This is a genomic window from Microbacterium sp. NPDC064942, assembly GCF_049545525.1.
Lineage (GTDB): Bacteria > Actinomycetota > Actinomycetes > Actinomycetales > Microbacteriaceae > Microbacterium > Microbacterium gawkjiense.
This window is the reverse complement of sequence record NZ_JBMWDR010000001.1, coordinates 20,015-38,732: the sequence shown is the minus strand read 5'-3', so window position 1 is coordinate 38,732 and position 18,718 is coordinate 20,015. Positions and strand designations below refer to the sequence as shown.

The following is an 18,718-nucleotide window of genomic DNA, read 5'->3' as shown; positions in this document are numbered from 1 at the left end:
GCGATGACCACTCCCCTGCCCGGCGGCGCCTCGGGCCGTTACGACGTGCTCGGCCCCCTCGACACCGACTACTACGCCGTCTTCGCCGACATCCCGGCCGCCGACCGGGACGTGTGGCAGCGGACGCGGGCCTTCGTCGACGAGGTCGGCGACCGGATGCGCGACGCGTGGGACACCGCCGAGTACCCGCTCGACATCGCCCGGCGCTTCGGCGAGCTCGACCTGCTGAACGACGGGATCGACCACCCGCGGCTCACCCGGTTCTCGCCCCTCGCCGCGGGGCTCGTCAACATGGAGATCTCGCGCGGCGACGGGTCGCTCGGCACCGTCCTCGCCGTCCAGGGCGGGCTGGCGCTGCGCACCCTCGCCCTCTTCGGCAGCGACGAGCAGCAGGAGCGGTGGCTGACTCCCATCGCCCGCTTCGAGGTGCCCGCCGCCTTCGCCCTGACCGAACCCGACCACGGCTCCGACTCGGTGTCGCTCGAGACCGTCGCCCGCCGCGACGGCGACGAGTGGGTCATCCGCGGCGCGAAGAAGTGGATCGGCAACGGCGCCTCGGGCGGCATCACCTTCGTGTGGGCGCGGGTCGACGCCGAGGGCGACGAGCACCACGGTGATGTGCGCTGCTTCCTCGTGGAGCAGGACCGGCCCGGCTACACCGGCACCGTCATCGCGGGCAAGGCGTCGCTGCGCGGCATCCATCAGGCTCACATCGCGTTCGACGACGTGCGCGTGCCCGCGGACGCCGTCCTCCCCGGCACGAAGACGTTCAAGGATGCCTCGACCGTGCTGTACGCGACGCGGTCCGGCGTGGCGTGGTCGGCGCTCGGCCACGCGACCGCCTGCTACGAGACCGCGCTGCAGTACGCGCAGCAGCGGGTGCAGTTCGGCAAGCCCCTCGCGCGGTTCCAGATGGTGCAGGAGCGTCTCGCGCACATGCTCGAGGACCTCACCGCGATACAGCTCTACTGCCGGCGCCTCGCCGACCTCGAAACCGCCGGCGGGCTGCGCCCCACGCAGGCGTCGCTCGCGAAGTTCCACAACACGCGTGCCGCACGGCGGGTCGCCGCGACGGCACGCGACCTGCTGGGCGGCAACGGCATCCTGCTCGAGAACGGGGTCATGCAGCACATGGCCGACATCGAGGCGATCCACACGTACGAGGGCACCGAGTCGGTGCAGGCACTGCTGCTCGGTCGCGACATCACCGGCGTGAGCGCGTTCGCCTGACCCGTCGCCGCAACCCCGTTCCAGCACGGGGGCCGGGCGGGCAGGATGGGCCGCATGTACGAGATCCCCGCGCCGATGCTCGCGAAGTCCGTCCCCGGCATCCCCGATCCGGGCAAGACGGCCGGCGGCCTGCTCTACGAACCGAAATGGGACGGCTTCCGCGCCCTCGTCGGCTGGGACGGGTCCGAGGTCGAGATCGGGTCGCGCGGCTCGAAGCCGCTCACCCGCTACTTCCCCGAGCTCGTCGACGCGATCTCCCGTCTCGTGCCCGAGCCGTGCCTGCTCGACGGCGAGATCGTCGTCGCCGACGGTGAGCCGGGCGCGCAGCGGCTGCAGTGGGAGCAGCTGTCGCAGCGCATCCACCCCGCCGCCTCGCGGGTCGCGATGCTGAGCGAGACCACCCCGGCCATGTTCGTCGCGTTCGACCTGCTCGCCCGCGGCGACCGTGACCTGCGCGACGAGCCGTTCGCCGAGCGGCGGATGCAGCTCGAAGACCTGCTGGGCGGTGTGCCGCATCCGATCCACCTCACCCGGACGACCACCGACGCGTCGCTCGCCGAACGCTGGCTCGCCGAGTTCGAGGGCGCGGGTCTCGACGGCGTCGTCGCAAAACCGCTCGCCCTCCCCTACGCGCCGGGCAAACGCACGATGTTCAAGATCAAGCACGCCCGCACGGCCGACGTCGTCGCGGTGGGCTACCGCATCCACAAGAGCGGCTCCGGCGTCGGATCGCTCCTCGTCGGCCTCTACGACGACGACGGGCACCTGCACCAGGTGGGCGGCGTCGCGGCCTGGAGCAACGCGCGCCGACTCGAGCTCATCGATGAACTCGCGCCGCTCGTCGTGCGCGACGAGGACGGCGACGCGGTCACCGGCCAGTCCGACCGGTCGCGCTTCGCGGCATCCAAGGACACCTCCTTCGTGCGGCTGCGCCCCGAACGGGTGCTCGAAGTGGCCTACGACCAGCTCGAGGGCGACCGCTTCCGACACACCGTGCAGTTCCAGCGCTGGCGACCCGATCGCGACGCCCGGTCGTGCACGTTCGATCAGCTCGAGACCGTCTCGGCGTACGACCTGGCCGACGTGCTCGACTGAGTCAAGGGTCCGCACCGACGGAGGCGGGTCGATAGGGTCTCGGCATGGGCCTGTTCTTCTCCTCATCCCGCACGGTGCGACCCGACGAGAACAGGCCGCTGCTGGTGACGTCCGCCGGCAAGCCGGGCAGCATGTGGTCCGACGGCTTCGGCACGCTCGCGACCCGCTCGCTGCAGGTGATCATCGTCGGCGTGATCGCGACCGCGCTCATCCTGGGGATGCTGCAGCTCACCGTCGTCGTCATCCCGGTGCTCCTCGCCCTCATCGTCGCCTCGGCGGCGGCGCCTCTCATGGCCTGGCTGCGTCGCCGCGGCATCCCGTCCGTCTTCGCGACGATCCTCACGCTGCTCGCGTTCGTCGTCGTGCTCGGTGGGATCGGCTGGCTGGTCGTCAATGCCGTCCGCGATCAGTTCGACGATCTGTCGAAGAAGGCGCAGGACGGATTCCAGAGCGTGCTCGCCTGGGCCGAGTCGCTGCCGTTCGACATCGACCAGAAACAGATCGACGAGTGGGTCGGCAACGCCACCGACTTCCTCACGAGCGCCCAGTTCGGGTCGGGCGCGCTCGCCGGAGTGAGCGCGGTCGCCAACTTCCTGACCGGGCTCGTCCTCATGATCGTGACACTGTTCTTCTTCTTGAAGGACGGGCCGAAGCTCTGGGAGTTCCTGATCCGCCCCTTCCGCGGGTCGGACTACGACCGTGCGGTGCGGGTCGGGCACAAGACGGTGCAGACCTTCGGCGCCTACCTCCGCGGCACGGCCTCGGTCGCCGCCGTCGACGCGATCGGCATCACGATCGGTCTGCTCATCCTGCAGATCCCGCTCGCAATCCCGCTGGGCGTCCTCGTCTTCCTGCTCGCGTTCATCCCCATCGTCGGAGCCACGGTCGCCGGCATCCTCGCCGCTCTCGTCGCCCTCGTGACGCACGGCTGGGTGATCGCGCTCATCGTGGTCGGCATCGTCGTCCTGGTCAACCAGCTCGAAGGTAATTTCCTGCAGCCGGTGCTCATGGGACGGTCGATGAAGCTGCACGCCTTCGCGGTGCTCATCGCCCTGACGATCGGCACCGTGCTCGGCGGCATCGTCGGCGCGATCCTCGCCGTGCCGCTCACGGCGGCCGTGTGGGGCATCATCCAGGTGTGGGACGGGCCGAACACGCCCGCCCGGTGGGCACGACGCAAACAACCCCTCGAGGAGAAGGCCGACACGGTCACGGCCGGCACGCCGCGGACCGCCGACTGAGCGTCAGTCCTTCTTCGCGCGCGACGGCTGCACCCGCGGCGGCTCGCCCGGCATCTTGGGGAACTCCGGCGGGAACGGCAGCTCGCCCAGGCCCGCCTCGAGATCGCGCTGCCACCACTCGAGCAGCGTGTCGATGCGTCCGGGCGAGTCCTGCAATCGTTCCCAGGGGTCCCCGGCGTCCGCCAGCCGCTCGGGCACGGTCCGCACGGTGAACGCGGTCGGGTCGACGCCGTCGGCGAGCTCGTCCCAGGTGATCGGGGTCGCGACCGTCGCGCCCGGCAGCGCGCGCGGACTGTAGGCGCCGGCCATCGTGCGGTCGCGGTTGGCCTGGTTGAAGTCGACGAAGATGCGCTCGCCGCGCTCCTCCTTCCACCAGTTCGTCGTGACCCGGTCCGGCATCCGCCGTTCCAGCTCGCGACCCGCGGCGATCACGGCGTGGCGGACGTCGAGGAACTCGTGCGTCGGCTCGATGGGACAGAAGACGTGGATGCCGCGATTGCCGCTCGTCTTCAGCCAGGGCTCGAGCCCGGCCTCGCGCAGCACCTCGCGCAGCACGGGTGCGACGGCGGCGGCATCCGCGAAGTCCGTCCCGAGTTGCGGATCGAGGTCGATCCGCAGTTCGACCGGGTTGTCGGTGTCGGACGCGAGGGAGGCCCACGGGTGGAAGACGACGGTGTTCATCTGCACGGCCCAGACCGCCGCGGCGATCTCGCCGAGCACCACCTGCGGGTGCCGGCGTCCGCTGTTGTAGGTGCACATCACCTGATCGACGTAGTCCGGAGTCCCCTTCGGCGGGTTCTTCGAGAAGAAGCTGTCGCCGTCGACCGTGTCGGGGAACCGTTCGAGCGACACCGGGCGGTGCCCGTTCGCGCGCAGGAACGGGACTTCGACGGCGAGGAGGTACTCGGCGAGTTCGTGCTTCGTGATCCCCGCCTCGGGGAAGACGACCCGGTTGGGGCTCGAGAGCGAGAGCTCCCTGCCTCCGGGCAACTGCAGGGTGATCCGCTCCGACGCCATGCGCCCCACCCTAGGGGCGGACTCCGGGGTGGGGACAGGGGCTTGCTCAGGCCTTGTCGTCGTCGGTGTCGGCAGCGGCGTCGACGGCTTCCGCCGCGTCGGCGATCGTGATGAGCGCATCCAGCTCGGCGCGCTCGATGCGGATCCACGGGCCGGCGGGGTCGATGAGGAATCCGTCGAGCCCCGATTCGCTCTTGAGCGCGGCGCCCAGCTGGGCGGCCGTGAGCGGCATGGGCTGGTCCTCGCGACGCAGGGTCAGCACCTCGAGCGGGTGCGAGAAGACCTGCAGGTAGCGGCCGCCCTCGGCCGAGCGGGCCTCCGCGACGCCCATCCCCTGACCGTCGGCTCGCGGGCCTGCCGCGATCCAGGCGCCGCGCGCGACGAGCGCGTCGACGACGGCGCGGGCGGTCTCGTCGGTACGCGGGCCGGCGAGGAGGTTCTTGATCGTGAACTCGGGGTCGGCCTGGTCGAGGCTGCGCTGGATGAGGCCCGTCGGCAGGACGATGCGGCGGCCGGGGCCGGCGTGGTCGAAGACGATGCCGTCGTACCCGGCGTCGATGACGTTGCGGAGGACACGCTGCGACGGCTGGGCCAGGATCGACGTGCTCTGCGCCTCGTCGCCGAGCCCCGCCTGCAGCGCGGCCGCTCCCGTGTAGGCGAGCAGGAACTTCTTGTCGTTCACGATCGAGATCGCGAGACGCAGCGGCTCACCGGCAGCGGCCTGAGCGCGAGCGTCGCCGAGGATGCGCAGGTACAGGGTGCCCTGCAGCGCCTGGCGCATGACGGCGAGGATCGCGGCGTTGTCGACCTCTTCGGGGACTTCCTGCAGCACCGTGCTGAGCAGGGTGTTGTCGGGCATCCCGGGACGGCTCTCGCTCGGGGCGGGCGCGGTCTCGGGCGTCTTCGGCAGACGCTCCGGCTCGGGGGCCGGGCGCGGGACGGGCTTGCCGTAGGTCGAGACCGAGATCGGCACGTGGGGCACCGGCTCGGCATCCGCGTCATCGGCCTGTTCGGCCGCGACGGCGGCGTTGACGTCCTGCTGCACCTCGTCGACGTCGGCCTGCGCGTCGACGGGGACCTCGCCCTTCGGGTCGGAGTCCTTCTTCGGGCGGCGGGAGAACAGGGCCATTGCTTCAGGGTACGCGGGATGCGGGTGGCCGGACGTTCCTCACAGCTTGGTGATGGGCGCGACCTTGATCAGCAGCTTCTTCGGACCCGCGGTGTCGAAGCGCACGTGCGCGACGCGCTTCGCGCCTTCGCCGGTGACCATGTCGACCTTGCCCTCGCCGAAATCGTCGTGACGGATGCGGTCGCCCGCCGCCAGCTCCATGTCGCCGTTGTCGCGGATCTTCGCCGGGATGCGATTGGCGAACTTCGCGAGCGCGTCGGACTTCTCACGGGGCGGCAGCGGCACGAGGTCGTCGCCGTAGCGGTTGGAGCCGCCGAAGCGGGATCCGCCCGACCGCCCGTTGAGCGCCCGTGACTGCGTCCCGCCGCGCGAGTTCACGTCGCCCGGCGATTGCCGCCAGTCGATGAGCTCGTGCGGGATCTCCTGCAGGAAGCGGCTCGGCATCGCCGCAGACACCTCGCCGAACTGCGCGCGGGTCATCGCCAACGAGAGGTGCAGACGCTTGCGGGCGCGGGTGAGGGCGACGTAGAACAAACGCCGCTCCTCCTGCGGTCCGCCGGGCTCCCCCGCCGAGATGCGGTGCGGGATGAGGTCCTCCTCGACACCGGTGACGAACACGGCGTCGAACTCGAGGCCCTTCGCGGTGTGCATCGTCATGAGCGAGACCGAACCACTGGCGTCGTCGAGGTCGTCGGCATCCGACACCAGCGTCACCTCGGTGAGGAAGTCGAGCAGCGTGCCGTCGGGGTTGTTGCGGGCGAACTCGCGCGTGACCGCGACAAGCTCGTCGAGGTTCTCGACGCGGGCCTCGTCCTGCGGGTCCTTCGACATGCGCAGGGCGTCGTAGTAGCCGGACTTGTTCAGCAGGACGTGGAGCCCCTCGGTCACCGACGTCGACGGCGCGATCTCGCCCGAGCTCGGCAGCATGATTTCGGATGCCTCGGCGAGAACCGCGTCGAGGTCGGCGATCGCCTTCTGCACCTTCGCGCCGACGCCGAGTGCGGAGGAGTTCGCGAGCGCGTCGCGGAAAGTGATCCCCTCGGATGCCGCGTACCGCGCGATCGCCGTCTCGGTGACGTCGCCGATGCCTCGGCGGGGTTTGTTGAGGATGCGGCGCACCGCCATCTCGTCGGCGGGGTTCGCGACCGAGACGAGGTAGGCCAGCGCGTCCTTGATCTCGGCGCGCTCGTAGAACTTCGTGCCGCCCATGATCTTGTACGGGACGGCCGAGCGGATGAAGATCTCCTCGAGCGCACGGGACTGCGAGTTGGTGCGGTAGAACACCGCCATCTGCGCGTAATCGACGCTTTTGCGGTGCAGCGCTTCGATCTCGTCGGCCACGAACTGCGCCTCGTCGTGCTGCGAATAGCCGGTGAAGCCGATGATCGGGTCGCCGTCGCCGACGTCGGTCCACAGCTTCTTGTCCTTGCGGTCGAAGTTGTGGCCGATGACGGCGTTGGCGGCCGACAGGATGTTCTGCGTCGAGCGGTAGTTCTGCTCGAGGAGCACGACCTTCGCGCCGGGGAAGTCGCGCTCGAACTCGCTGATGTTGCGGATGTCCGCTCCGCGGAAGGCGTAGATCGACTGGTCCGAGTCGCCGACGACGGTGAGCGACGCTCCCTCGACCTCAGGCGCCTCATCGGGCTCGAAGATCATCATGCCGCCGCTGGAGAAGGCGTCACCGGCCTTGCCGACGACGGGCCGGGTCAGTTCGTGGATGAGCGCGTACTGGGCGTGGTTCGTGTCCTGGTACTCGTCGACGAGGATGTGCCGGAACCTCTTGCGGTAGACGTCGGCGACGTGCGGGAACGCGCGGAACAGGTAGACGGTCTGCGCGATCAGGTCGTCGAAGTCGAACGCGTTCGCCTTCTGCAGCGAGCGCTGGTAGTCGGCGAAGATGTCGACGAAGACGCGCTCGGCGGGGTCGCTCATGTTCGCCTGTCGCGCGTAGGACTCGGCATCCGCCAACTCGTTCTTGAGCTTGGAGATGCGCCCCTGGACGGCCGCGGGGGTGAAGCCGAACGAGTCGCCCTCGTGCTCCTTCACGAGTCGCTTGATGAGGGCGCGGGAGTCGCCCGAGTCGTAGATCGTGAAGCTCTTCGTGAAGCCGAACTGGTCGGCCTCGCGACGCAGGATGCGTACGCACGCGGAGTGGAACGTCGAGATCCACATGCCTTGGGCGCTCTCACCGACGAGCTGCCGCACGCGCTCGCGCATCTCGCCCGCGGCCTTGTTCGTGAAGGTGATGGCGAGGATCTGGCTGGGGTAGGCCTCGCGCGTGCGCAGCAGCGACGCGATGCGCCGCGTCAGGACGCTCGTCTTGCCCGAGCCGGCGCCGGCGATGATCAGCAGCGCGGGGCCCCGGTGGATGACGGCCTCGCGCTGCGGCGGGTTGAGCCCTGCCAGCAGGTCCTCGTCGGGTCGGGAATCGCCGGCGGGGCGGGACGCTCCGGCGCCGACGATCACGGGCTTGATGGAGTCGCTCATGTCCCCACGAGTCTACGTTCGCCCCCCGACATCGATCCGCGGCTCACGCCGACGGGCGTCGCTCCCTGCGCAGGACCCAGACGTTGCCATCGTCGGTCTCGTGACGCAGTTCGTCCAGGGCGGCGAGCGCGAGCGCCAGGCCCCGCCCCGATTCGGCGTCCGCGCCGGGCATGGTCACCTGATCGAGCCGGATCAGTGCGGGATCGGCGTCGTCGGACATGACGGCGACCAGTTCGGTGTCGTCGGCTGACAGCCGGATCGACACGGTCGGACGCTCGTCACCCGCGGCATGTTCGACGACGTTCGTCGCGACCTCGCTCACGGCGAGGGCGAACAGCAGCCGATCCTCGTCCGTGACACCGGGGACGTCCCGCCAGATCTGATCCAGGGCGTCGTGGACCGCATCGACCAGCGCCAGCTCGGCCGGGCCGGTGACCTCTCGGACGACCGGATCACTGCCCATCGAACGCGGCTTCCGCCTTCGGGTATGCCCGAAGGACCCGGTCGAGGTTCGTCAGTGTCAGGACGCGGGCCACGGCTTCGGGGACGTCCGCGATCCGGAGGTCGCCGTCGGCGAGCCGAGCCGCCTTCAGGCCACCGATCAGGGCCCCGATGCCGGAGGAGTCGATGAACTCCGTGCGGGAGAGGTCGACGACGACCCGCGCCGAGCGGGCCGCGATCGCGTCGTCGACGGCGGCCCGGAAGCGGGCCACACCGGGCGCGGTGAGTCGTCCCTCGACCGCGACGACGGCGTACCCGTCGGCGGGTGTCACGGTGATGTCCACGGAGGCTCCTTCTGTTCGATGGATGCGGTGGGTTCCGCCGCAGCGATGGGCGGCTGGAACCCCTGATACCGAGCGGCTTGGATGAGCACGCTGAGGACGACGAGGTCGTATCCGACCCAGACGGTGTTGACGAGGGTGCCGGTACCGTCGGCGGTGCCCGCGATGACGCGGCCGATCCCCACGATGGTCGCGATGGCGAGCAGGACCATCGCCGTCAGTTGCGGCCAGATCTCGCGCCAGGGCGGTCCGCCGGCCGCACGACCGTCCTTGCGCGTCACGACGAAATCGAGGGACTTCCCGAGCACCACATTCGCGAACGCCGTGACGCACGCGGCGATCCACACGGGGAACAACGCGAGCGAGTACTGCTGACCGCGCCACGTCTTGATCCCCTTGGCGACGACCACGAAGAGGATCTGGTTGACGATGAAGTACGGCAGGAACCGGGCGAAGAAGTCGACGGACCACGCGGTCACCGGCAGGACGCCGAGGAGCAGATAGATGATCGGGGCCGCGAGGTAGATGACCGCGGCGAACCCGCTGAGGTAGCTCCACATCGTGCCGAAATACATGAGCCGCTGCCCGACCGAGAGACCCTTCTTGCGCAGCGGGTTGTCGCGCAGCAGGACCTGCATGGTGCCCTGCGCCCACCGCAGCCGCTGCTTCAGCATCGTGCGCAGGTCTTCAGGGGCGAGACCGTGGGCGAGGATCTCGTGGTGGTAGACGCTCTTCCAGCCGAGCGCGTGCAGCTGCATCGCCGTGGCCATGTCCTCGGTCACCGAGATGGTCGCGAGGGGTTGGATGGGCTGCGCCTCGCCGGGGCGGTCGACGCGCACGGCTTCGACGAGGGCGTCGACGGCCGCGATCGTGGCAAGGGGCGACATCTCCCGCACCGACAGCGACTCGAGGGCGCTCTCGTCCACGACGAACGCGTCGAGCTCGGCGTCGCGCTGAACCGCGAGCGCCGCGAGTTCGGCGACGTCCGCGCGGATGGCCGCCATGTCGGCGTCGACGAGGCGCCGCGATGCTGCCTGCACCTCCGCGTGGACGGCTGCGGTCACCTCCGCGATCGGACCGCCGAGGGCCAGCTCCGCCCGGGCCCGCTGCACCGCCTCGCCGAGCCGCCGGACCTCAGCGGTGATCTCCGGCGTCAGGGAGCGATCGGATGCCGCGCGTCGCAGCATCCGCTGGGACGCCTTCAGCGCAGTGACGACCGAGTCCTCGAGGTCGCGCACGTACCCGACGATGCCGAGCTGCATGAGCGCGTCGCGACGGAGGATCGCGTTGGACCCGCAGAAGAAGGCTGCGTTCCAGCCGTCCTTGCCCTGCTGGATCGGACCGTAGAACAGCGGCGCCTGACTCCCGAGGGGGTCCGCCTCGGCGACGTTGACGAACCACTGCGGCGTCTGCACGAGCGCGACCTGCGGGTCGTCGGCGAAGTAGCCGAGCGTGTTCTCGAGGATGAGTGGGTCGGGCACCTGGTCGGCATCCAGGATCAACAGGAACTCGCCGTCGGTCTGCAGGAGGGCGTTGTTGAGGTTGCCGGCTTTGGCGTGGCGCGGTTTGTCCGCCCAGTCGGCCGACCGGGTGAGATAGCCGATGCCGGCCTCGCGGGCTGCCTGCGCCAGATCGTCTCGCGCGCCGTCGTCGAGGATCCAGGTGTGGTGCGGGTAGGTGATGCGCTTCGCTGCGAGGGCTGTCGCCATCACCATCTCGATCGGCTCGTTATACGTCGTGATGAAGACGTCGACCGTCCCCTGCGGGGGCGACGTGGGACGCGGACGCTCCTTCGCCCGCCACATCGTCGCCGCGAACAGGATCGTGTCGACGAGGCTGTACGTCTCCGCGACCACCAGCGGCACGGCGATCCACCAGGCGTCCCAGTTGACCGACGCGAGCCATCGCCAGAGCACGTAGTTGAGCCCCAGGAGCACCGACAGCAGTGCCAGCACGCGGATAGCGAGGAAACGCCCGCTCATGCGTCCCGCCGGACGACCATGAGGGTGACGTCGTCGGGGGCCTTCCGCTCGCGTGCGAGCGCGATGCCCTCGGCGACCGCACCCGCCGGACCCCACTGGCGGAGTGCGCGCAGCACCTGACCGAAGGGGTCGTCGACGTCGAGGATGTCGAGGACGCCGTCGCTGCAGCACAGCAGGGCGTCGCCCGGCTCCAACCGCAGGCGCGCGGACGTGCGGGCATCCTCGATCCCCATCCCGAGCGGCAGACCGGTCGAACGCACGGGATGCCACGTGTCATCGGCCCGGACCACGAACGAGAGGGAGTGCCCGGCGTCGACGAGCTCGACGTCGCCCGTCGCGCCATCGACGTCGGCGACGACGGCGGTGACGAACATGTGCAGATCGGCGAGGTCGTCCGAGACCTGGCGATCGAGGTCTTCGACGGCGGCGATCAACGGACGATCACGGGCGGTGCGCAGCGAGGCGCGCACACCTGCGGCGATGAGTCCGGCGCCGATCCCCTTGCCCATCACATCGGCGAGGGTCAGCCGCAGCCGTCCCTCGTGCAGGTACCAGTCGTAGAGATCGCCCATGACGGAGCCGGAGGCGATCGCGTCGCCGGCGAGAGTGAAGCCGGCCACCTCGGGCGCGCGCTTCGGCAGGAGCGCGCGCTGCACTTCGCCGGCACGGTCGAATTCGTGCTCCCGCGCGATCTCCGACTGCACCCAGAGCGCCATCTCGCGCAGGAGCTCGCGCTGGGGTTCCGTGAGCGTCCGGGGTTTCGTGTCCAGGATGCAGAGGGTGCCGATGTGTTCGCCGCCCGGCGCCTCGAGGGGCTGGCCCGCATAGAAGCGCAGGTGCGGATCGCCGACGACGAAGGGATTGCTCCGGAACTGCCCGTCGGATGCCGCGTCCTCGACGACGAGCATCGATCCCCGCTCGACCGTCGCGCCGCAGAAGGAGCCCTCGCGCGGGGCCTCGCGTTCCCCGTCGAACCCCTGCTCGGAGAGTCGCCACTGCCGGTCGTCGTCCAGCAGCGTGACGCTCACCATCGGCACGTCGAAGATCTCGCGGGCGAGCCGTGTGACGCGGTCGACACGCTCGTCCGTCGGGTGATCGAGGATGTCGAGCTGCTCGAGCGCGCGCTGCCTCGCCGCTTCGCGCGCCGCCGCATCCACGTCCACCGTCGTCATCCCCCCACTCTCATATGAGTCTCCTGTGCGTCGCAACCTGGGTCAGGGCAGGGCGTCCGAGACCCGTCTCGAGATGTCGGTCATCCGTCCCAGCGTCGCCGCCAGCCAGAGCCCCGGTTGGTCGTGCGTGTCGGTGGCCTGGTCGGGGGCGGGCAGCGATGCGCCGTAGGCGTCGATGTCGCGCCACGCGGCATCCGTCCGCGCCCCCGTCTCGGCGTCTCCCGGCGGCGTCGCGAGCAGGTCCGCGACGGACCTCATCGCCGTGGCGAGCGCCTGCGGATCGCCGTGCCGCTCGTCGAGCCGTTCGTGCTGCGCCAGGACGTCGAGCAGGTCGCGGGCGAGATACGTCGCGCGCTCGAGACCCCACCACCGCTGGGCGTTCTCGTCGTGCACACCGCCGACACCGCGGGCGCGGATGTTGGCGCGCTCGGACCGGGACGCCTCGTCGACGTCGGCGGACACCGCGATCGACAGTTCGGCGAGCGCGTCGCCGTCCTCGCGCAGCACCCCGGCGTCGGGCCGGCCCTGGGCCACGGAGTCCGCCGCACGGTCGAGCGCGGTGGCGACGGCGGCGCGCAGCTCGGACAACCGGTCGCGCGCCGACTGCAGGTACAGCGGCGGCACGAGCACGTAGTTCGCGACCACCCCCACGAGCACCCCGAAGGCCATCGTGGCGAGGTACGAGGACGAGAAGCCGTCGGGATCGTTCTTGCTGAGCAGGAGGACGAAGAGCCCGGCCAGAGCCACCCAGTCCCGGCCGACACCGAGGGCACGGATGCCGCCGACCGCCACGCCGACCAGCACCACCGCACCGACGGCGACGATCCCCGGAGCGCCCGAGGCGACGATCGCGAGGCCTCCGAACCCGACCGCGATGCCGCAGGCCAGACCGACGAGCGACTGGACGCCCGCGCGGGCGGAGTCCGCCACGGTCGGGTACATGCTGACGAGCACACCGAGGGGGGCGTAGTAGGAGTAGTCCGCGTCGGCGAACGGGACAAGGGGCGCGAAGAACCACGCCACCGCAGCCGCGACGGCGGTCTTGAGCGCGAGGATCAGTCGTCGCGGCGTGAACACGTCACCTCCGGCTCGCCGCACGCCGAGCGCGACCTGCGCCGCGGTGCGTCGAGGAAGCGAGGGGGCCATGCCGGAACCGTAGCCGCTCACACGCCACCCCCGCGGCCCCCTTGCGTCCACGGCGGCGGCGTCGTAGCCGTCCGCGATCAGCGCGTGAGTGCGCGCGGCAGTCCGGGCGAGACAGCGGCGACGCCCGTCGCCCCCCGTCGCGCGCTCAAGGTCCGCCGACGCCGAGTCGGCGGGGCGTGGACGTCCGAAGGGGTGGGGAGGCGAAGCATCCCCCAGGCGAACAGCGCGGCGAGGGTGGCCGGCACGATGGGGCCCGCCGCCGCGGCAACCGATCCCGACATGAGGACGGCGGTCACGACCAGGAGCGGTACGAGCACGATCTCGTCGCGGAGGAGCGCGACCGCCGTGATCGCCCCCGGTCGGGAACGTCGCTTCGGGGTCACCCAGAAGGTCGCGCGTCGACCGAGGGCCGTCCGGATCACGGCGGCGAGGACCACGAACGTCGTGGACGCGTACAGCAGGCCGGCGGTCAGCGCGAAGGCGACACCGGCGGCCGGGCGCTGGGACCGGGCCCGGCGGACGGCTTCGGGGAGGAGCGGAGCCGCTGCCGCGACGGCGGAGACGATCATGCCCCAGACCGGCGGCGGCGCGCCGAGGCCCGCCAGCGCCGCCCCGGTGATGAGCGTCGCAGCCCCCGCGAGCGCCGTCACGGGGACGAGCGCTGTCTCGAGCGCCAGATCGAGCCCCTCGCGCAGCCGCATTCCACACAGCCGCCCGGGATGCCGCAGGAACTCCACCGCTCCCTCTGCGGTCTTGCGCAACTGCACCCGGAACGCCGCGTAGTCGATCGGGTAGTCCTCGGAGAAGCCGACGTCGGCGTCGACGATCCGCCAGCCCCGGCGACGCAGCCGGACGGTCATGGCGAGGTCCTCCGCGACGGCCTCGGGGAAGCCGCCGACGTCCTCAACGGCGGCAGCCCGGACGAGCGCGCCGCGCCCGAGGAACGCCGTCACTCCGTGCGCACCCCGGCCACGTCGGGTGACGCCGAGGTGGGTCGCGAGGAGAGGACCGAAGTAGCGCGCGAAGCGACTGCGGCCGGGGGATGCCGCCGGTGCAGCCTGGGCCACCGCGACCCCCGGGTCGGCCAGGACCGCGCTGCACACCCGCGCCACGCCGCTGCCCAGGACGACGTCGCTGTCGCAGATCAGATACGCGTCATACCGTCCACGCAGCCGGGCGATCCCGGCGTTGAGGTTGCCGGCCTTGAAACCGGTCCGCTCCGGGCGCCGGATGGCGGTCCATCCGTGCGCGGCCGCGAGGGCATCGACCCGCGCCATGACTTCCGGCTCGCGCGAGTCATCGAGGAGCACGACGTCGACCGGCAGGTCCTGTCGCGAGCTGCGGACCACCGCCGCCGCATCCAGATCGTCGCAGACGCAGACGAGCAGGGCGATGCGATCGGGCCGCGCGCCGGGGGCGGGATGCGGGACACGCTGCGGAGACGACGCCCGCAGCCACAGCGCGACGGCCCGCCCGCCGGAGATCCACGTGAGCGCGCTCGCCGCGGCGAACGCGATCGCGAGAGGCGAGTTCTGCGCGGCCGCCCACATCACCAGCGGCACGGCGAGGGCGACCCACACGGCACCGACGACCAGGGTCGAAGCGCGCGCCGTCCAGCCGCTCACAGGAGGCGCCGTTCGGATGCCCACACGGTCAACTCGTGTCGCGACGACAGTTGCAGCTTCCGCAGCACCGACGAGACGTGGGTCTCCACGGTCTTGACCGAGATGTAGAGCTCCTGCGCGACCTCCTTGTAGGAGTAGCCGCGCGCGATCAGCCGCATCACCTCCTGCTCGCGCCCCGAGAGCCGATCCAGTTCGTCGTCGACGGCGGCCGTTTCGCCCGCCGCCGCACCGAAGGCGTCGAGCACGAAACCCGCGAGGCGCGGGGAGAACACCGCATCCCCGTCGGCGACCGCGCGCACCGCCCGGCTGACGTCGGCACCGGACGACCCCTTGGTGATGTACCCGCGGGCGCCGGCTCGGATCACGCGCACGACATCGGCCGCGGCATCCGACACGCTCAGCGCGAGGAAGCGCGCCGGAGTGCCGGCCGATCCGAGGATGACGGCCTCGCCGCCCAAGGAGGCCGCGGCGCCGTCCCCTCCCGGCAGGTGCACGTCCAGCAGGACGACGTCGGGGCGCTCCGCGGCGATGACCGCCACAGCGCTCTCGACGTCGGCGGCCTCGCCGACGACGTGCACCGACGCGTCGAGATCGGCCCGGAGACCGGAGCGGAAGATGGAGTGGTCATCGACGATGACCACTCGCAGCGGTGCGACGCCCGACTCAGTCACGCCGTGCCCCTGACGTCGGCATGCTGAGTCTGACCTCGGTGCCGGTCACCTCGGGGACCGATCGGATGACGGCGGAGCCGCCGACCCGCCGCATCCGTCCGATGATCGACTCGCGGACCCCCCAGCGGTCCGCCGGCACCGCTGCCGGGTCGAACCCGTCACCGCGGTCCCGGATGAACACGTCGACGGCGGATGCCGCGCCCTCGATGTACACCGAGACGTCACCGCCCGCATGACGCGCCGCGTTAAGCATGGCCTCGCGCGCCGCGGCCGCGAGTTCGCCACTGGCTCGCTCGGCGGAGCTGCCCGTCGAGACGACGTCGATGCGCACGGGGAAGTCGAGCTCGAGCGCCCCGGCGTAGTCGCGCAGGTCGGTGGGCAGATCGCTGTCGGCCGGCGAGTCGCCGTCGTACAGCCAGGCGCGCAACTCCCGCTCCTGTGCGCGGGCGATGCGGGACACCTCGCTCGAGGCCTCGGATCGATTCTGGATGAGCGCCAGAGTCTGCAGGACCGAGTCGTGCAGGTGGGCCGCCATCGCCGCACGCTGCTCGTCGCGCACCCGCCCGATCCTGTCGTCGACGAGGCGCCGCCAGGCCTGGAGCAGAGCGGATGCAGCGATAGCCACCGCACCCGCGACGGGAACGACGAGGTCACCGAGCACCGCACGCCCGCCCCGCTGCTCCGCCGTCGGGACGACGATCATCACGACGACGGCGAGCGCGAGGGCAGAGAGAGTGCGGACGATCGCCGCGTGACGGGGGCCGCGGGCGGGGTCGTCCCGATCAACGGCGCCCGCCCAGACACCGGCGGAGGTCGCGAGGACGGTGACCGTCCAGACCCAGGGCAGCGTCGACCAGAACCTGAAGCTGTACCCCGTCAGCTCCCCCGTCCGAAACCAGACCCAGAGCGATCGCCCGTCCGCCGCGGAGAGCAGGAGGCCCGCGAGCGCAGCGCCCGCCCCCGTCAGCAACACCCAGGCGACGGGAACGCGGCGTGTGGGCGTCGTGTCGCCGGCGCGCATCGGCATCAGCGCCCAGCACCAGGCGTAGAAGAGCAACCCGACGCCGCACAGGCCGGCCAGGACGAACAGGACCCGCACCCGCAGGGCGGAGACCCCGAGATGGTCCGCGAGTCCCGCCGCGACCCCGGACACCGCCATCACCCGCGGGCGGGCGAGCGGGATGCGGTGGGGCCGCCGCGCGGGGCGGGCCGGGCGCACCGGGCGCACCGCGGCATCCGACACGGTCGAGGGGGAGGACATGTCCACATCACACCATCTCCCACCCGGGACGACCATCGCCCGGAAGGATGATCAGGGACGGATCAGGGTGACCCCCGATTCCGACGGATGCCGCACCCCGGCACGATCGGAGCATGGAATCCCAGCCCACGCTCGCTCCGCCTGCCGACCCGCCGCCCCCTCGACCGAGCCGCGGCGATCGCTTCTTCGGCTGGACCTCGTCTCTGGGGGTCGTGCGCGCCGACGGCTGGTTCGGCGGCGTCGCTGCCGGAGTGGCCGCACGCTGGGGCGTCGACCCGCTCATCGTGCGGGGCATCCTCGTCGTCCTGGGTGTGATCGGGATTCCCATCGCCCTCCTCTACGGTGCAGCGTGGGCCGTCCTGCCCGACGCGGACGGCCGGATCCCGGCGCAGGAGGCCCGTGACGGCCGGTTCCACGCTGGGCAGGTCGGTGCCGCGATCTTCGTCGCCGCATCCTTCGTGCCGTCGCCGATCGGGCTCCTCCTGGGGCTCCCGGCATCCTCGGTCTTCGGCGGGGTGGCTTCGGATGGCTTAGCCGCCGTCACGGTCATCGTCGCATCCGCCGCGATCCTGTTCGCCGTGATCGTGGCGCTCCTCCCCCGCCGACGCGTCGGTGCGACGCCGCCCGCGACGCAGCCTGACGCGAGCGACCCCGTCGACGAGCCCGTCCGTCCGGAGGAGCCTGCGGCACCCGGCCGGGAGGCGGACGACGACGAACTCGCCCGGTGGCGCGAGCAGCACGCCGAATGGAAGGCGCAGGACCAGGCATGGCGACGGGAGCAGCAGGATGCCGCTCGCGCCGCCCGTGACCAGCTGCGGCGCGAACGTCAGGAGCGCACCGCGGCCTTCGCCGCGGAAGCCGCCGCACGCCGGCGGGAGCGTCAGACGGTCGCGCCTCGTGCGCCGCACGCTTTCGTGGCACTCGCGATCGGTGCGGCCCTGATCACCGGCACGATCGTCGCCCTGACCGCGCAGGCGGCGGATCCGATCGCGTCGGGCCTGTTCGTCGCGGCCCTCGTCCTCGCGGGGGCGATGACGGTCGCCGGGATCCTGCGCCGTCGGAGCGGGTTCCTCGCCTTCGTCACGACCCTGACCCTCGTGGGCGGCCTGGCGGCGACGGGCTTCACCATCGCGCGCGTACTCCACCTGGGGAGTTGGGGGATCTCCAACGTCGAAGGACCCTTCTCGTCCGAGGCCGACCCCTTCGTGCAGCCCTGGGGTGACCTCTCGATCTCGCTCCAGGACACCGGTGAGGAAGGGATCATGCGGGTGGAGAAGCGATCCGGAGCAACCAGCGTCTACATCAACAACCGCGTGAGGGTCGACGTGACGATCGTCACGGAGACCGCCGCCGTGGGGGTGTCGACGCCCTCCGAGGGATGGGTCGATGTCGGCGAATTCGAGGACGTGGCCCGGACGACGACATCGGACGGCCGGACACGGTACTCGTTCGCCCTGGGCGGCGAGTCAGCGCGCACCATCGAAACACTCGTGATCGAGCAGGACTCCGGGTACATCGACCTCAACCCGGAAGCAGACATCGCCCCGGAAGGACCGTCCTCATGACCGACGCGCACAGCGACATCGACGCCGGCCCCGACACCGCGGCATCCCCTGTTCCCGGTCCTCGCATCCGCTGGGCGGCCGTCGTGTGGGGCATCGCCTTCGCGGCGATCGCCGCCGCCGGGTACGCCGTCGCCGGGTCCGCCGCCGCGACGGACACGCTCACCGACACCCTCGCGACCGCCGAGCCGAGCGGCGCGATAGCGGTGCTGCTTCTCATCGTCGGCGCCCTGGTCACGGTCGGGGCGATCGCAGGACTGCTGCGCGGCGCGCAACGTTCGCTCGGACGCCGCGCCATGCACTGATCGAGCCCGGAGT

The 18,718-nt window shown here is 71.1% G+C and carries 16 protein-coding genes; 5 read left to right on the top strand and 11 right to left on the bottom strand.

Annotation, left to right across the window (positions count from 1 at the left end; translation table 11 throughout):
* Positions 1-3: 3 nt before the first annotated feature.
* Genes ACPEH2_RS00175 through ACPEH2_RS00165 form a run of 3 tightly spaced genes read left to right on the top strand, consistent with a single transcriptional unit; the run spans position 4 to position 3,566 of the window.
* Positions 4-1,230 (top strand): acyl-CoA dehydrogenase family protein, encoded by a 1,227-nt coding sequence (locus ACPEH2_RS00175; RefSeq protein ID WP_359918256.1) that lies wholly within the window; start codon positions 4-6, stop codon positions 1,228-1,230.
* Between the two features lie 54 nt (positions 1,231-1,284).
* Positions 1,285-2,325 carry an ATP-dependent DNA ligase gene (locus tag ACPEH2_RS00170; protein ID WP_359918257.1) on the top strand — a complete coding sequence of 347 codons (1,041 nt, stop codon included), beginning with the start codon at positions 1,285-1,287 and terminating at the stop codon, positions 2,323-2,325.
* Between the two features lie 44 nt (positions 2,326-2,369).
* The gene (locus ACPEH2_RS00165) at positions 2,370-3,566 is read left to right on the top strand and encodes an AI-2E family transporter (RefSeq protein WP_359918259.1); all 1,197 of its coding nucleotides are present in this window, start codon (positions 2,370-2,372) and stop codon (positions 3,564-3,566) included.
* A gap of 3 nt (positions 3,567-3,569) precedes the next feature.
* Here the strand turns inward: ACPEH2_RS00165 and ligD are convergent, their stop codons facing one another.
* The 11 genes from ligD to ACPEH2_RS00110 all read right to left on the bottom strand — a co-directional run bounded on the left by ligD (position 3,570) and on the right by ACPEH2_RS00110 (position 16,838).
* On the bottom strand, positions 3,570-4,583 hold the full coding sequence (gene ligD, locus ACPEH2_RS00160; protein WP_359918260.1) for a non-homologous end-joining DNA ligase: 1,014 nt from the start codon (positions 4,581-4,583) through the stop codon (positions 3,570-3,572).
* Between the two features lie 46 nt (positions 4,584-4,629).
* Positions 4,630-5,712: an SseB family protein gene (locus ACPEH2_RS00155; protein ID WP_359918262.1), complete on the bottom strand. Its 1,083-nt coding sequence runs from the start codon at positions 5,710-5,712 to the stop codon at positions 4,630-4,632.
* A 39-nt stretch (positions 5,713-5,751) separates the two neighbouring features.
* Positions 5,752-8,199: an ATP-dependent helicase gene (locus ACPEH2_RS00150; RefSeq protein WP_423717981.1), complete on the bottom strand. Its 2,448-nt coding sequence runs from the start codon at positions 8,197-8,199 to the stop codon at positions 5,752-5,754.
* 43 nt (positions 8,200-8,242) lie between these two features.
* Positions 8,243-8,662 carry an ATP-binding protein gene (locus ACPEH2_RS00145; RefSeq protein ID WP_359918265.1) on the bottom strand — a complete coding sequence of 140 codons (420 nt, stop codon included), beginning with the start codon at positions 8,660-8,662 and terminating at the stop codon, positions 8,243-8,245.
* Positions 8,652-8,984: an STAS domain-containing protein gene (locus tag ACPEH2_RS00140; protein ID WP_217531566.1), complete on the bottom strand. Its 333-nt coding sequence runs from the start codon at positions 8,982-8,984 to the stop codon at positions 8,652-8,654. The genes ACPEH2_RS00145 and ACPEH2_RS00140 overlap by 11 nt, the downstream gene beginning before the upstream one ends.
* Complete coding sequence (locus tag ACPEH2_RS00135) at positions 8,969-10,963, bottom strand: glycosyltransferase family 2 protein (RefSeq protein WP_423717980.1); 1,995 nt, start codon at positions 10,961-10,963, stop codon at positions 8,969-8,971. Before ACPEH2_RS00135 ends, ACPEH2_RS00140 begins: the two co-directional genes overlap by 16 nt.
* Entirely contained in the window at positions 10,960-12,135 is a 1,176-nt protein-coding gene (locus ACPEH2_RS00130; RefSeq protein WP_423717979.1) for a PP2C family protein-serine/threonine phosphatase, read from the bottom strand. Before ACPEH2_RS00130 ends, ACPEH2_RS00135 begins: the two co-directional genes overlap by 4 nt.
* Positions 12,136-12,177: 42 nt before the next feature.
* Entirely contained in the window at positions 12,178-13,281 is a 1,104-nt protein-coding gene (locus ACPEH2_RS00125) for an FUSC family protein (protein WP_217531563.1), read from the bottom strand.
* Between the two features lie 77 nt (positions 13,282-13,358).
* A complete protein-coding gene (locus tag ACPEH2_RS00120) occupies positions 13,359-14,906 on the bottom strand; it encodes a glycosyltransferase family 2 protein (protein WP_423717978.1) in 1,548 nt (515 codons plus the stop codon).
* A complete protein-coding gene (locus ACPEH2_RS00115; RefSeq protein ID WP_217531562.1) occupies positions 14,903-15,577 on the bottom strand; it encodes a response regulator transcription factor in 675 nt (224 codons plus the stop codon). Before ACPEH2_RS00115 ends, ACPEH2_RS00120 begins: the two co-directional genes overlap by 4 nt.
* Positions 15,570-16,838, bottom strand: coding sequence for an ATP-binding protein (locus tag ACPEH2_RS00110; protein WP_217531561.1), 1,269 nt, complete (start codon positions 16,836-16,838; stop codon positions 15,570-15,572). The genes ACPEH2_RS00115 and ACPEH2_RS00110 overlap by 8 nt, the downstream gene beginning before the upstream one ends.
* Before the next feature lie 113 nt (positions 16,839-16,951).
* On the opposite strand from ACPEH2_RS00110, the gene ACPEH2_RS00105 reads away from it, so the two are divergent.
* Positions 16,952-18,403, top strand: coding sequence for a PspC domain-containing protein (locus ACPEH2_RS00105; RefSeq protein ID WP_217531560.1), 1,452 nt, complete (start codon positions 16,952-16,954; stop codon positions 18,401-18,403).
* On the top strand, positions 18,400-18,705 hold the full coding sequence (locus tag ACPEH2_RS00100; protein ID WP_423717977.1) for a hypothetical protein: 306 nt from the start codon (positions 18,400-18,402) through the stop codon (positions 18,703-18,705). Before ACPEH2_RS00105 ends, ACPEH2_RS00100 begins: the two co-directional genes overlap by 4 nt.
* The last annotated feature ends 13 nt before the right edge of the window (positions 18,706-18,718 follow it).